Source organism: Burkholderia sp. SRS-25 (genome assembly GCF_004343765.1).
GTDB lineage: Bacteria > Pseudomonadota > Gammaproteobacteria > Burkholderiales > Burkholderiaceae > Burkholderia > Burkholderia contaminans.
Genome location: NZ_PTXM01000016.1, coordinates 66,867 through 81,019, shown reverse-complemented (window position 1 = coordinate 81,019; position 14,153 = coordinate 66,867). Strand labels below are relative to the sequence as shown.

The 14,153-nt window shown below is 66.3% G+C and carries 11 protein-coding genes; 1 reads left to right on the top strand and 10 read right to left on the bottom strand.

All coding sequences use genetic code 11. From position 1 onward, the window contains the following. Positions 1-31 precede the first annotated feature (31 nt). The 10 genes from C5O79_RS22450 to C5O79_RS22400 form a co-directional block, all read right to left on the bottom strand. A complete protein-coding gene (locus tag C5O79_RS22450; protein WP_046550069.1) occupies positions 32-787 on the bottom strand; it encodes an ABC transporter ATP-binding protein in 756 nt (251 codons plus the stop codon). Further along, entirely contained in the window at positions 787-2,571 is a 1,785-nt protein-coding gene (locus C5O79_RS22445) for a branched-chain amino acid ABC transporter ATP-binding protein/permease (RefSeq protein WP_046550068.1), read from the bottom strand. Before C5O79_RS22445 ends, C5O79_RS22450 begins: the two co-directional genes overlap by 1 nt. A gap of 4 nt (positions 2,572-2,575) precedes the next feature. Continuing rightward, positions 2,576-3,631 carry a branched-chain amino acid ABC transporter permease gene (locus C5O79_RS22440; protein WP_047851502.1) on the bottom strand — a complete coding sequence of 352 codons (1,056 nt, stop codon included), beginning with the start codon at positions 3,629-3,631 and terminating at the stop codon, positions 2,576-2,578. 208 nt (positions 3,632-3,839) lie between these two features. Continuing rightward, positions 3,840-4,997 (bottom strand): ABC transporter substrate-binding protein, encoded by a 1,158-nt coding sequence (locus tag C5O79_RS22435; RefSeq protein WP_122473442.1) that lies wholly within the window; start codon positions 4,995-4,997, stop codon positions 3,840-3,842. 1,076 nt (positions 4,998-6,073) lie between these two features. Beyond that, entirely contained in the window at positions 6,074-7,048 is a 975-nt protein-coding gene (locus tag C5O79_RS22425; RefSeq protein WP_163008953.1) for a branched-chain amino acid ABC transporter permease, read from the bottom strand. Then, positions 7,048-7,932 carry a branched-chain amino acid ABC transporter permease gene (locus C5O79_RS22420; protein ID WP_011350508.1) on the bottom strand — a complete coding sequence of 295 codons (885 nt, stop codon included), beginning with the start codon at positions 7,930-7,932 and terminating at the stop codon, positions 7,048-7,050. Before C5O79_RS22420 ends, C5O79_RS22425 begins: the two co-directional genes overlap by 1 nt. Positions 7,933-8,060: 128 nt before the next feature. Further along, positions 8,061-9,260 carry an ABC transporter substrate-binding protein gene (locus tag C5O79_RS22415; RefSeq protein ID WP_046550065.1) on the bottom strand — a complete coding sequence of 400 codons (1,200 nt, stop codon included), beginning with the start codon at positions 9,258-9,260 and terminating at the stop codon, positions 8,061-8,063. 77 nt (positions 9,261-9,337) lie between these two features. Further along, on the bottom strand, positions 9,338-10,093 hold the full coding sequence (locus C5O79_RS22410; protein WP_039351472.1) for an ABC transporter ATP-binding protein: 756 nt from the start codon (positions 10,091-10,093) through the stop codon (positions 9,338-9,340). Continuing rightward, positions 10,090-10,869, bottom strand: a complete 780-nt coding sequence (locus C5O79_RS22405; protein ID WP_021160426.1) for an ABC transporter ATP-binding protein — start codon at positions 10,867-10,869, stop codon at positions 10,090-10,092. Before C5O79_RS22405 ends, C5O79_RS22410 begins: the two co-directional genes overlap by 4 nt. Before the next feature lie 463 nt (positions 10,870-11,332). Further along, positions 11,333-13,018, bottom strand: coding sequence for a choline dehydrogenase (locus C5O79_RS22400; protein WP_046550064.1), 1,686 nt, complete (start codon positions 13,016-13,018; stop codon positions 11,333-11,335). 171 nt (positions 13,019-13,189) lie between these two features. Between C5O79_RS22400 and C5O79_RS22395 the strand changes: the two genes are divergently transcribed. Then, a complete protein-coding gene (locus C5O79_RS22395; RefSeq protein WP_071335400.1) occupies positions 13,190-14,089 on the top strand; it encodes a LysR family transcriptional regulator in 900 nt (299 codons plus the stop codon). Positions 14,090-14,153: the final 64 nt, after the last annotated feature.

Sequence of the window (14,153 nt, the reverse complement as noted above, 5' to 3'; positions counted from 1 at the left end):
GCCGCCCGTTTCCCGCCAACCGCGCCACCGATCAAGCCGTTTTCTTCGCCAGCCCGAGGTACGTTTCGATCACGCGCGGATTCTGCGCGAGTTCCGCCGCCGGCCCTTCCAGCGCAAACTCGCCCGTCTCCAGCACATAGCCGTAGTCGGATATCTGTAGCGCAGCCCGCGCGTTCTGCTCGATCAGCAGCGTCGCCACACCCGTCCCGCGCAACGCGCTGATGATATGGAAGATCTCCTTCACGATCAGCGGCGCCAGGCCGAGGCTCGGCTCGTCGAGCATCAGCAGGTCGGGCTTGCCCATCAGCGCGCGGCCAACCGCGAGCATCTGCCGCTCGCCGCCGGACAGCGTGCCGGCCGCCTGCCTGCGTCGCTCCCTCAGCCGAGGAAACAACGCGAACACGTGATCAAGCTGGTCGAGGAAGTTCGCTTCACCGGCCAGCTTGCGCCGATACGCGCCCAGCACGAGGTTGTCCTCAACGGTCATCGTGCTGAACAGTTCACGCTTTTCCGGCACGAGGCACATCCCACGCGCGACGCGCTGCTCGACCGGCAACGCACCGACGTCGTGACCGCGATACACGACCGCGCCCGACGCATGCCCGGTCACCGGCAGTGCGCCCATGACCGCGTTCAGCAGCGTCGACTTGCCGGCTCCGTTCGGTCCGATCACGCTGACAATCTGCCCCGCGCCGACTTTGATCGCCGCGCCGTGCAGCGCCTCCACCTTCCCGTACCGGACCGCCAGCCCGCGCACTTCGAGAATCGGTATCGTCGTGTCCGTCATCACTCCACTCCGCCCAGATACGCTTCGAGCACCGCCGGATCCTGCTGCACGTCCTGCGGCAGCCCTTCCGCGATCCGCGTGCCGAATTCCATCACCACCAGCCGGTCGGTGAGATTCATCACGAAATCCATGTCGTGTTCCACGAGCAACACGCTCATGCCTTCCGCCTTCAGCCGCCTCAGCAGGTCGGCGAGTTGCTGCTTCTCCTGGTAGCGCAGCCCGGCGGCCGGCTCGTCGAGCAGCAGCAGTGTCGGGTCGCAGCACAGCGCGCGCGCGATTTCGAGAATCCGCTGCTGGCCCAGCGCGAGGCTGCCCGCTTCGTCGTACATGTGTTTCTCGAGCCCGACGCGGCGGATCTGCTGTGCGGCCTCGGCCAGCAACTGCGCTTCCTCGTGGGCATTGAGCCGCGCGACGCTGCGCCACACGCCCGTATGGCCACGAAGGTGCGCGCCGATCGCGACGTTTTCGAGCACCGTCATCGCCGGCAACAGCTTCACGTGCTGGAACGTCCGGCCGATGCCGCGGCGGACGATCTGGCGCGATGTGAGCCCATCGATGCGCTCGCCGCGGAACGTGATCGTGCCGCCCGTCGGCTTCAGCACGCCCGTCACGAGGTTGAACGTGGTCGACTTGCCGGCGCCGTTCGGGCCGATCAGCCCGATGATCTGCCCCGCTTTCACGTCGAAGCTGACATCGTTGACGGCCACGAGCCCACCGAACTGCTTGCGCGCGTTGTCGACGACGAGCAGCGGCTCGCCGGCCGCAGGCTTCGCGCGTTGCGGCAACGGATCGGCATGCTCGGGCACATGCGCACGCGGCCCGCGCGGGAACAGCCTGGCGACGAATGGCCACACGCCCTGGCGCGCGTACTGCAGCAGCAGCACCATCAACACGCCGAACACGATGATCTCGAAGTTGCCTTCCGAGCCGAGCAGCTTCGGCAGCAGCGTCTGCAGGTAGTCCTGCAGCACGGTCAGGATCGCCGCGCCGAGCACCGCGCCCCACACGTGCGACACCCCGCCGACCACGGCCATGAACAGGAACTCGATCCCGTGATTCAACCCGAACGGCGTCGGGTTCACCGCACGCTGCAGGTGCGCGTACAGGAAGCCCGATACGGCCGCGAGCACGGCCGCATAGACGAAGATCACGACGCGCATCCACGCGGTGTTCACGCCCATCGCCTCGGCCATCACGCCGCCGCCGCGCAGCGCACGGATCGCGCGGCCCGGGCGGCTGTTCAGCAGGTTCTGCACTGACACGATCGCGGCCAGCACGACGGCCCAGATCAGGAAATACAGGCTGCGGCCGCTTTCGAGCGTGATGCCGAACAGGTTCAGCGCCGGAATACCGTTGATCCCGTCGTACTTGCCGAGCAGTTCGAGATTGCCGAACAGGTAGAACAGCGCGAGGCCCCACGCGATCGTGCCGAGCGGCAGGAAGTGGCCGGACAGCCGCATCGTGACCGCACCGAGCACGAGCGCGACGAGCGCCGTCAGCACGACGCCGACGATCAGAGCGAGCCACGGCGACACGCCATAGCGCGTCGTCAGGAACGCGGTCGCGTAGGCGCCGATGCCGACGAACGCGGCCTGCCCGAAGCTCGTCATCCCGCCGACGCCCGTGAGCAGCACGAGCCCGATCGCGACGATCGCGTAGAGGCCGATGTAGTTCAGCAGCGTGATCCAGTATTCAGGCACCTGCAGCGCGCCAGGCAGCACCGGCAGCGCGAACAGCACCACGAGAAATACCCAGAAGGTCTTGTTGCGTACCATCGTCTTCATCGCGTCACTCCTCTTCCTCTTCCGCGTGCGGCGTCGCGAAGCTCCGCCACAGCAGCACCGGAATGATCAGCGTGAACACGATCACCTCCTTGTAGGCGCTCGCCCAGAACGACGAATACGATTCGAGCACGCCGACGAGCAGCGAGCCGGCAGCCGCGAGCGGATAGCTGACGAGCCCGCCGATGATCGCGCCGACGAAACCCTTCAGGCCGATCAGGAAGCCCGAGTCGTAGTAGATCGTCGTCAGCGGGCCGACGAGGATCCCGGACAACACACCGAGCCCCGCCGCGAACGTGAACGCGAGCCGCCCTGCCTCGGTCGTGCCGATGCCGACGAGCCGCGCGCCGAGCCGGTTCACCGAAGTCGCGCGCAGCGCCTTGCCGGCGATCGTGCGGCCGAAGTACACGTAGAGCGCGCCGATCAGCACGAGCGCCGTCACGACGACCAGGATGCTCTGCACCGACACGGTCATGCTGCCGATCGACAGCGATGCATCCGAGAAGCCGTTGGTGCGCGAACCTTCCGCGCCGAACATCACGAGCCCGAGGCCGACCATCGCGAAGTGGACGGCGACCGACACGATCAGCAGCAGCAGCGTCGTGCCTTCGGCGATCGGCTGGTAGACGAGCCGGTAGACGAACGGCCCCATCGGCACGACGATCGCGAGCGTCAGCGCGATTTGCGCAAGCATCGGCAGCGGCTGCGCTGCGAAGCTGCGCGTGATCGCGAACACTGCGAGCGGCAGCAGGATGTAGCGGCTGCCGAGTGTCGCGAGCGTGCGGCCGAGCTGATGGCGCCGTTCGCGATGCCGGATCAGGCCGCCGACTTCGAGCAGGAAGCACGCGATGCCCATCACGAACAGCAGCCAGCAGGTGGCGGGAAATTTCTGCGCCTGCAACGCGGCAAGCGTCAGCGCACCATAGGCGACGAATTCGCCCTGGGGAATGAAGATCACCCGCGTGACGGAAAACACCAGTACGAGCGCCAGCGACAGCAATGCATATATGGCGCCGGTCGTGATGCCGTCTTGCGCGAGGATCGCTGCAATCGAGAGATCCATACGTTTCGTGTATCGAGAATGCTGCGAAGAAACGAGAGACAGGAACGGCCGGGGCGCACGCGCCGCAAGATCGGCGCGTCGCGCGCCACGCAGGGAGCTCCGGTGGTTCCATACGACATGGGCACGGTCGCGGGCCCGTCGGGTCCGGCGCCCTGCCGACGGCATGCACGGCGCCGTTCGCGCCGCGCACGCCGGTTTCACGTGATGCTTATTCGGCCTGCAGCTTCCACTTGCCGTCGACGATCTGCACCATCACGCGCGCACGCGTGTCGAAGCCGTTGTGGTCGGTCGGCGTCATGTTGATCACGCCATGCGACACGGGCAGGTCCTTCACGTTCTCGATCGACGCACGCAGCGCCTCGCGGAACGCCTCGGTGCCCGGCTGGCCCTTCTTCAGCGCTTCCGGAATCGCACGCTGCAGCAGCAGCCCCGCATCCCACGCATGGCCGCCGAACGTCGCCAGCGAGCCCGCGCCGTACGCCTTCTCGTACGCGGCCTTGTAGCCGAGCGCCGGCTTCTTCACCGGGTTCGAATCGGGCAGCTGGTCGGTCACGAGCACCGGGCCGGCCGGCAGGATCTCGCCTTCGCAATCCTTGCCGCACACGCGCAGGAAGTCGTTGTTCGCGACGCCGTGCGTCTGGTACACCTTGCCCTTGTAGCCGCGCTCCTTCAGCGTCTTCGCCGGCAGCGCCGCCGGCGTGCCCGAGCCGGCGATCAGCACCGCATCCGGATTCGAGCCCATCAGCTTCAGCACCTGCCCCATCACCGACGCGTCGGTCCGGTTGAAGCGCTCGTTCGACACGACCTTCAGGCCGTTCTTCGCGGCCGCCGCGTTGAACGTGTTGTACCAGCTGTCGCCGTACGCATCGGCAAAACCGATGAAGCCGACCGTCTTCACGCCGTGCTTCGCCATGTAGCCGGCGATCGCGTCGGCCATAAGCTGGTCGTTCTGCGGCACCTTGAACATCCATGCGCGTTTCGCGTCCATCGGCGAGATGATCTGGGCGCTCGCCGCGAGCGAGATCGTCGGCGTCTTGCCCTGCGATACAGGGTCGAGCATCGCGAGCGAGTTCGGGGTGACGGACGAGCCGATGATCGCGTCGACGTGATCTTCATCGATCAGCTTGCGCACGTTCTGCACCGCGCGGCTCGTGTCGGATGCGTCGTCGAGCACGATGTACTGCACGCTCTTGCCTGCGATTTCCTTCGGCAGCAGCGCGATCGTGTTCTTCTCCGGAATCCCGAGCGATGCGGCCGGCCCGGTGGCCGACAGCGTCACGCCGATCTTCACCTGCGCCGACGCCGTTGCCGCCGCGCACACGAGGCCCGCGGCAAGCAGTGCCTCCATCCATCGATTCATCTTCATTTACGTTGTCTCCAAACGCTGCTCGAAAAAACCACGGGTCGCTCGGCGGCTCCCGGTCCTCAAACAAGTTAATATCTTAATTATCCAGCCCAGCCGCGCCCATGCTCGTTTTCCCGTGAAATGCCGCACCCATGCGCCGCATCCCGGCCGGAACGGTCGTTCGACCGTCACGATGCGCAACAGCGATGTCGTCGCGATGAAGAAGGCGAAGAAATGCAGGATCGGGCGGGAGATCGATGCGAGCGCAACGATAGCGGGAACTCACGCCGATCCGGCCTGATGCGACCGGATGGACAAGCGGTGAAACGTCGGAAAGCCGGCGGCTCATGAGGCAGCGGGTATGGATGCGAACGCAACGACCTGCGATGGCGCCGGAACGGGCATACAGGCCGTGGAACAGCTCGGGAAAGCCGGGACGAGCTGCCCCCTTCCCCACGACGAACGAACGGCACCCGCCGCCTCTCCTGCCCCGAACCATCGTCCTGCGCTGCTCATCCAACCGTACTCCCTCTTCTGCATTCTGCTTGTAGGAGAACTGCCGACCGTTTTCCCGACCGCGCGGTCGGCGAAAGCTGAGTGTAACGGACGCGTTTCGCGCACGCCAACCGGGTAAGCCCGGACAGCATGCGCGCAATGGCGCGCTGTCCGCGAACGAACAACCTGAACAGGAAAAAAACGAAGGGACGGCGCGAAGCGCGGAAGAGAGGCGGTGCGAATGCAGGCGGGCGACGGGATGATCGCGCGCGCCGGTGCACCATCGAGGGAATCCGTGCACGCAAATGAAAAAGCGCTGTTGGATTCCGTCCAACAGCGCTTTGGGGTCCGGGCACTTTGTGCCTCGATTGTCTCCTCGTTCTCCACCTGCAAATTCGTTTCGCGGTGCATCAGAACTAGAGTGAATCTTAAAGAGGCTTAAGCACCACGGCAACTTAGCATTTACCCCTATGGTGCATCGCCGCACGGAAATGGGGCACCAGCCTGCCGCGCGGCACCGGCCCGAGCCCGCTCCTGCGCCCTTCCGGAGCATGCAGGATGGTGCTTCGCATCAACGCCGGGGTAACGCGTGCAGCACGCATTCAGGACGCCCTGAGCGGCTTGATCCGCGCGACCATCTCGCCGACGATGCCGCGCCGGAACGCCAGCACGCACGCGATGAAGATCAGCCCCGTGACGATCGTCGCCGATTCGCCGAGCGAATGGAACCACGCGACGCCCGTCGTCGATGCGAGCCATTCGCCGATGTCGCCGAGCCGGTCTTCCAGTGCGACGATCAGTGCCGCGCCCAGCAGCGGCCCGAACAGCGTGCCCATCCCGCCGACGAGCGTCATCAGCACGACGAGGCCCGACATCGTCCAGTACGCGTCCGACAGCGTCTCGAAACCGAGCACCAGCACCTTCAGCGAGCCCGCCAGCCCCGCGATGCCCGCCGAAAGGATGAATGCGAGCAGCTTGAAGCGGTCGGTGTCGTAACCGAGCGAGATCGCGCGCGCCTCGTTCTCCTTGATCGCGACGAGCACCTGGCCGAACGGCGAATGCACGACCCGCACGATGAACGCGCATGCGGCGACCACCACCGCGAGCACGACGTAGTACAGCGCGACGTCGTTCGACAGGTCGAGCAGCCCGAACAGATGGCCGCGCGGCACGCCCTGCAGCCCGTCCTCGCCATGCGTGAACGGCGCCTGCAGGTAGATGAAGTAGACCATCTGCGCGAACGCGAGCGTGATCATCGCGAAGTAGATGCCCTGCCGCCGGATCGCGAACAGCCCGACGATGAGCCCGAGCAGCGTCGCGGCAACGGTACCGACCAGCACGCCGAGTTCCGGCGTGAAACCGAGCGTCTGCATCGAATAACCGGTCGCATAGCCGGCGGTCGCGAGGAACATCGCATGGCCGAACGACAGCAGCCCCGTATAGCCGATCAGCAGGTTGAACGCGGCCGCGAACAGCGCGAACGTGAGCACCTTCATCACGAACACCGGGTACGCGCCGATGAATGGCGCGGCGAGCAGTGCGGCGAGCAGCACGCCGTAGAGCACTTTTCTCTGCATCATTTTTCCTTGCCGAAGAGGCCCGCCGGGCGGAACAGCAGCACGATCGCCATGATCACGAACACGACCGTGGCCGACGCTTCGGGGTAGAACACACGCGTGAAACCCTCGATCACGCCGAGCAGCAGGCCCGTGACGATCGAGCCGAGGATCGAGCCCATCCCGCCGATCACGACCACCGCGAACACGGTGATGATCATCGGCTGGCCCATCAGCGGCGATACCTGGATCACCGGCGCGGCCAGCACGCCCGCGAACGCGGCGAGCGCGACGCCGAAGCCGTAGGTGAGCGTGATCATCATCGGCACGTTCACGCCGAACGCCTCGACGAGCTTCGGGTTCTCGGTGCCCGCCCGCAGGTACGCGCCGAGGCGCGTCTTCTCGATCACGAACCACGTCGCGAGACACACCGCGAGCGACGCGACGACGACCCACGCGCGGTAGTTCGGCAGGAACATGAAGCCGAGGTTGGTGGCGCCGGACAGCTGCGACGGCACGTCGTACGGCTGGCCAGACGAGCCGTAGATCGACCGGAACACGCCTTCGACGACCAGCGTGAGGCCGAACGTGAGCAGCAGCCCGTACAGGTGATCGAGCTTGTACAGCCAGCGCAGCATCGAGCGCTCGATCAGGATCCCGAATGCGCCGACCACCAGCGGCGCGATCACGAGCATCGCCCAGTACGGCAACCCGAAATACGACAGGCCCATCCACGCGAGCATCGCGCCCAGCATGAACAGCGCGCCGTGCGCGAAGTTGATCACGTTGAGCAGCCCGAAGATCACCGCGAGCCCGAGGCTCAGGATCGCGTAGAACGAGCCGTTGACGAGCCCGAGCAGCAACTGGCTCAGCATCGCCGGCAACGGAATGCCAAAGATTTCCATCGACTTAGCCGTCAGAATGAGTGTCGTTGCGTGCGCAACTTTCAAGCGTCGCACGCGCGGGCGGCGCAGCGGGCACATCGCCGCAGCCGCCACCGAGCGGCGCGCCCGCGCGCGCCGCTACGCCCTGCCTACTTCCACAACGCGCAGCGCGTTTCCTGCTTGGTCCCGAACGCCTGCTCGCCCGGAATCGTCGCGAGCACCTTGTAGTAGTCCCAGGGCTCCTTCGATTCCGACGGCTTCTTCACTTCCATCAGGTACATGTCGTGGATCATGCTGCCGTCCGTGCGGATGTAGCCCTTCGCGTAGAAGTCGTTGATCTTGATCTTCTTCAGCTCGGCCATCACCTTGTCGGAGTCGGTCGTGCCGGCGGCCTGGACCGCCTTCAGGTAGGTCGTCACCGACGAGTAGTCGGCCGCCTGCAGGCTCGACGGCATCTTCTTCATCTTGCCGAAGTAGCGCTGTGCCCACTGGCGCGACGCCGCATCGCGGTTCCAGTACCAGCTGTCGGTCAGCACCAGGCCCTGCGTCGTCTCGAGGCCGAGGCTGTGCACGTCGTCGATGAACATCAGCAGCGCGGCGAGCTTCATCGTCTTCGTGATGCCGAACTCCTTCGCGGCCTTGATCGAGTTGATCGTGTCGCCACCCGCGTTCGCGAGACCGAGGATCTGCGCCTTCGACGCTTGCGCCTGCAGCAGGAACGACGAGAAATCCGATGCCGACAGCGGGTGGCGCACCGCGCCGAGAACTTGGCCGCCGTTCGCCTTCACGACGTCCGACGTGTTCTTCTCGAGCGCCTTGCCGAACGCATAGTCGGCCGTCAGGAAGAACCACGACTTGCCGCCCTGCTTCACCACCGCCGAACCAGTACCCTTCGCGAGCGCCATCGTGTCGTACGCGTAGTGGACCGTGTACGGCGTGCACTGCTCGTTGGTCAGCGTGTCGGCGCCCGCGCCGATATTGATGTACACCTTCTTCTTCTCGGCCGCGACCTGGTTCATCGACAGCGCGGTGGCCGAGTTCGTGCCGCCGACCAGCAGGTCGAGGCCGCCGCGGTCCATCCATTCGCGCGCCTTCGACGCGGCGATGTCGGCCTTGTTCTGGTGATCCGCGTAAACAACCTCGATCGGCTTGCCGAGCACCTTGCCGCCGAAGTCGGCCACTGCCATGCGGATCGCCTCGAGGCCCCCCTGCCCGTCGATATCCGCGTAAAGCCCCGACATGTCGGTGATGAAGCCGATCTTCACGGTATCCGCCGCGTGTGCAGCGCCGGCGGTGAACGCGGCGGTCGCGAGCGCGAGGCAGGCCTGTGCGAGGGTCTTCATTTTCATTGACGTCTCCTGTTGTTCTGATGCGTTGTGGTTGTTCGAGAGCCGCCACGGCTAGCGGCAAGGGAAACGGGGCGGCGTCACACCCCGAGCAGGTCGTGCAGGGTCGGCATCTTGCTTTCCAGTTCGGCCGCCTGGAAATGTTCGACGATGCTGCCGTGCTCCATCACGTAGAACCGGTCGGCAAGCGGCGCGGCGAAGCGGAAATTCTGTTCGACCATCACGATCGTGTAGCCGCGCGCCTTCAGCGCGACGATCATCCGCGCCAGCGCCTGCACGATCACCGGTGCGAGACCTTCGGAAATCTCGTCGAGCAGCAGCAGGTTCGCGCCGGTGCGCAGGATCCGCGCGACCGCGAGCATCTGCTGCTCGCCACCGGACAGCCGCGTGCCCTGGCTCTGCCGGCGCGACGCGAGGTTCGGGAACATCGCGTAGATCTCGTCGATCGGCATCGCGTGCTCGCGCGGCCCGATCAGCGGCGGCAGCATCAGGTTCTCCTCGCACGACAGGCTCGAGAAGATCCCGCGCTCCTCCGGGCAGTAGCCGATGCCGTAATGCGCGATGCGGTGCGTCGCGAGGCCGATCGTCTCGTTGCCCGCGACCTTGATCGACCCGCTGCGGCGGCCCGTCAGGCCCATGATCGCGCGCAGCGTCGTCGTGCGGCCCGCGCCGTTGCGGCCGAGCAGCGTGACGACCTCACCGCGATGCACCGTCAGGTCGACACCGTGCAATATGTGGGATTCCCCGTACCAGGCCTCCAGGCCCGTGATCTCCAGCGCGGGCGTACCGCTTTCGACGCCGCTCAATTCGCGTTCCTCCCGTTCGCTGTGCTTCATGCGTGCGCCCCCGCGAGCGCCGCGTCGGCGCTGCCCATGTAGGCCTCGATGACGAGCGGATTCTTCGACACTTCCGCATACGAGCCTTCGGCCAGCACCTCGCCGCGTTGCAGGACGGTGATCGTGTCGGAGATGCCCGCGATCACGTTCATGTTGTGCTCGACCATCAGGATCGTGCGGCCGCTCGCGACCTTCTTGATCAGCGCGGTCACGCGATCGACGTCCTCGTGGCCCATTCCCTGCGTGGGCTCGTCGAGCAGCATCAGCTCGGGCTCCATCGCGAGCGTCGTCGCGATCTCCAGCGCGCGCTTGCGGCCGTATGCAAGCTCGACGGTCGGCACCTGCGCGAAATCGGTGAGGCCGACCTGCGTGAGCAGGTCCATCGCGCGGTCGTCGAGCCGCTTCAGCGTGCGTTCGCTGCGCCAGAAATGGAATTCGGTGCCGAGCGCGCGCTGCAGCCCGATGCGCACGTTCTGCAGCGCGGTCAGGTGCGGGAAGACAGCCGAGATCTGGAACGAGCGGATGATGCCGCGGCGGGCCACCTGCGCGGGCCGCTCGTCGGTGATGTCGATGCCGTTGAAGACGATCTGGCCCGCCGTCGGCGTCAGGAATTTGGTGAGGAGGTTGAAGCAGGTCGTCTTGCCCGCGCCGTTCGGTCCGATCAGCGCATGGATCGCACCGCGACGCACACGCAGGTTCACGCCGTTGACGGCCGTGAAACCCCTGAATTCCTTGGTCAGTCCGCGTGTTTCCAGAATCGTGTCGCCGAGAATCATGTTCCCTTCCGTACGAAGTCAGGCGAAGCACCGGGAAGATTCGCGAGAAGCGTCCGCGAAACAGGTCAGCGGATGAGCGGGCTGCCCCGGGCGCCGTGTTACGCCTCGAGGGTGGTCTCCCGCGCCGACGCGTATGCACACTGCGCCACATTGTCTCGCCGTTGGTGCAGTGCAATCATCGGGATTTGCACTTATAGGGGTGGCCGCCATGTCGCACGCGGCTGTGCATGGTTTTTCACGCCGCTTTTTTGACACGTGCATCATCGTGCGTTGACCATCCGCAAGGCCCCGCACGCACGCCACAAAAAAGCCGTGCGGCTGCACGGCTTGCATGGATCTTGCCGGACGAACCGGCGTTATTCGGAACCATCGGCACCGCCGCTGCAACAGCAGCAGCTTGTTTCGCATAGCGAATCAGCGGGCGTCATCATGACGGCCCGCTGTCGTGCGTGCCAGCGTTCCGTCACGCGGCCGTCACCGCCGGCTCCGTGCGCACCGGCGTCGCTTCGCGCGCCGCGCGGCGATCGGCACGAATCATGTCGCTCGCGCGCTCGGCGATCATCAGCGTCGGCGAATTGGTGTTGCCCGATGTAATGAACGGCATCACCGATGCATCGACGATTCGCAGCCCGGCGATGCCGCGCACGCGCAGCCGGCTGTCGACCACCGCGCGCTCATCGTCGGCACGCCCCATCCGGCAGGTGCCGACCGGATGGAAGATCGTCGTGCCGACCGCGCCGGCCGCCTCGATCAGCTCGGCTTCGCTCCGGTATTGCAGGCCCGGCAGGATTTCCTCGGGGCGATAACGCGCGAGCGCAGGCGCGGACGCGATCCGGCGCGTGAGGCGCAGCGCGTTCGCGGCAACGTGGCGATCGTGGTCAGTCGACAGATAGTTCGGTGCGATCGCGGGTGCCGCGCCCGGATCGGCGCTCGCGATATGCACGCTGCCGCGCGACGTCGGCCGCAGATGGCACACGGACGCCGTGAACGCGTTGAAGCTGTGCAGCGGCTCGCCGAAGCGTTCGAGCGACAGCGGCTGCACGTGATATTCGAGATCGGGGCGCGTGAGCGCGGGATCTTCGGAATCGGATTTCGCGAACGCGCCGAGCTGCGACGGCGCCATCGACATCGGCCCACGCTGCAGCAGCGCATATTCGGCGCCGATCATCAGCTTGCCCCACCAGTGCGCGGACAGCGTGTTGAGCGTGCGCACGCCTTGGACGCGAAACGCCATCCGCAATTGCAGGTGATCCTGCAGGTTTTCGCCGACGCCCGGCAGATCCTGCACGACGTCGATGCCGAGCGCCTGCAGCCGCCGGCCATCGCCGATACCCGACAGCTCGAGCAGCTGCGGCGAATTCACCGCGCCGGAAGTCAGCAGCACCTCCGCGCGGGCCCGCGCGACGTAATCCGTGCCGCCGCCGTGGTATTCGACGCCGACCGCGCGCCGCCCGTCGAAGATCACGCGCTGCGCCTGCGCGCCGGTGATCACGGTCAGGTTCGGGCGCGCCATCGCGGGCCGCAGGAACGCCTTCGACGTATTCCAGCGCACGCCGCGCTTCTGGTTCACCTCGAAATAGCCGACCCCGGAATTGTCGCCACGGTTGAAATCGTCGGTTGCCGGGATGCCTGTCTGCTGCGCGGCCTGCGCGAACGATTCGAGGATCTCCCAGCGCAGCCGCTGCTTCTCGACACGCCAGTAGCCGCCCGCGCCGTGCGCGTCGCTCGCGCCCGCATGATGATCCTCGCTGCGCTTGAAGATCGGCAGCACGCTGTCCCACGACCAGCCGGCGTCACCGGTTTCCTGCGCCCAGCTGTCGTAATCCTCGCGCTGGCCGCGCATGTAGATCATCCCGTTGATCGACGAGCAGCCGCCGAGCACACGGCCGCGCGGATACGACAGCGCACGGCCGTTGAGCGCGGCTTCGGGTTGCGTCTTGTAGAGCCAGTCGGTGCGGGGATTGCCGATGCAATACAGATAGCCGACCGGGATATGGATCCAGTGATAGTCGTCCTTGCCGCCCGCTTCGAGCAGCAGCACGCGGATGTCGGGATCCTCGGTCAGGCGGTTCGCGAGCACGCAGCCCGCGGTGCCCGCGCCGACGATCACGTAATCGAATTCGCCTTCTAGCGTGCGTTGGGTAGTCACGGTTTGTCTCCTGTCACGCGGCGCAACGCCGCGCGTCATTTTCAGCATAGTGCGTCGCGAGCCGCGCTTGCGGCCCCGCGCGCCACGACCGATGAAGCGTACTCCGGCCGCCGGCCGCCGATCCAATGAGTTATGCTGAACTGCGTTATAAGCTGCGCTCATATCACGACGATGGATCTCACCCTGCTCCGCGCGTTCGCGACCGTCGCGCGCGAAGGCAACCTGACGCGCGCCGCCGTGCAGCTGCACCTGACGCAGCCGGCGGTGAGCCTGCAGATCAAGCATCTGCAGGAAACGCTCGGCGTCACGCTGTTCACGCGCACGTCGCGCGGCCTCGCGCTCACACGCGACGGCCAGACGCTGCTGCCGCATGCGGAACGCGCGCTTGCCGCGGCCGCCGACGTGCAGCGCGCCGCTGCTGCGCTGCGGCACGAGGTGCGCGGCCGGCTGCGGATCGGCACGATCCTCGATCCGGGTTTCCTGCGGCTCGGCGGCTTCCTGCGCGCGCTCGTCGAAACCCACCCGCAGATCGAGACGGCGCTGCGGCACGGAATGTCGGGCTGGGTGATCGAACAGGTGCGCACGCAGGCGCTCGACGTCGGCTACTACATCGGCCGGCCGGGCGAGGACGATCCGCTCGACGGCGCGCTGTTCCACACCGTCACGCTCACGCATTTCCAGTACCGCGTGCTCGCGCCGGCCGGCTGGAAGGAGCGCGTGCAGCGCGCACACGACTGGCGCTCGCTTGCCACGCTGCCGTGGATCTGGACGCCGCCTGCGTCCGCGCACCACCGGCTGCTGTCGCGGCGCTTCGCCGAAGCCGGTGCGCAGCCGCTCAAGGTTGCCGAGGTCGACCAGGAGCAGTCGATGCTCGATCTCGTCAAATCGGGGATCGGGTTGACGCTCGCGCGCGACTCGACCGCGCTGGCCGAAGCGCACGCGCATGCGCTGACGATCGTCGAGCCCGTGACGGTGCCGACCGAGCTGACGTTCGTGACGCTCGCCGAGCGGCGCGACGAACCGGCGATCGCGGCCGCGCTGCGGCTGATCGAAGCGCAGTGGGCGATATGAGTACTGCTGATGGCACGCCGGCTGGCCGCGCACCGGGCGTCAACGCCTGACCCCGTCTCCGGCC

Excerpts from the sequence above, each read along its gene's own strand:
- C5O79_RS22450 (WP_046550069.1), bottom strand. The coding sequence starts at position 787 with ATGACGGACACGACGATACCGATTCTCGAAGTGCGCGGGCTGGCGGTC.
- C5O79_RS22445 (WP_046550068.1), bottom strand. The coding sequence starts at position 2,571 with ATGAAGACGATGGTACGCAACAAGACCTTCTGGGTATTTCTCGTGGTG.
- C5O79_RS22440 (WP_047851502.1), bottom strand. The coding sequence starts at position 3,631 with ATGGATCTCTCGATTGCAGCGATCCTCGCGCAAGACGGCATCACGACC.
- C5O79_RS22435 (WP_122473442.1), bottom strand. The coding sequence starts at position 4,997 with ATGAAGATGAATCGATGGATGGAGGCACTGCTTGCCGCGGGCCTCGTG.
- C5O79_RS22425 (WP_163008953.1), bottom strand. The coding sequence starts at position 7,048 with ATGCAGAGAAAAGTGCTCTACGGCGTGCTGCTCGCCGCACTGCTCGCC.
- C5O79_RS22420 (WP_011350508.1), bottom strand. The coding sequence starts at position 7,932 with ATGGAAATCTTTGGCATTCCGTTGCCGGCGATGCTGAGCCAGTTGCTG.
- C5O79_RS22415 (WP_046550065.1), bottom strand. The coding sequence starts at position 9,260 with ATGAAAATGAAGACCCTCGCACAGGCCTGCCTCGCGCTCGCGACCGCC.
- C5O79_RS22410 (WP_039351472.1), bottom strand. The coding sequence starts at position 10,093 with ATGAAGCACAGCGAACGGGAGGAACGCGAATTGAGCGGCGTCGAAAGC.
- C5O79_RS22405 (WP_021160426.1), bottom strand. The coding sequence starts at position 10,869 with ATGATTCTCGGCGACACGATTCTGGAAACACGCGGACTGACCAAGGAA.
- C5O79_RS22395 (WP_071335400.1), top strand. The coding sequence starts at position 13,190 with ATGGATCTCACCCTGCTCCGCGCGTTCGCGACCGTCGCGCGCGAAGGC.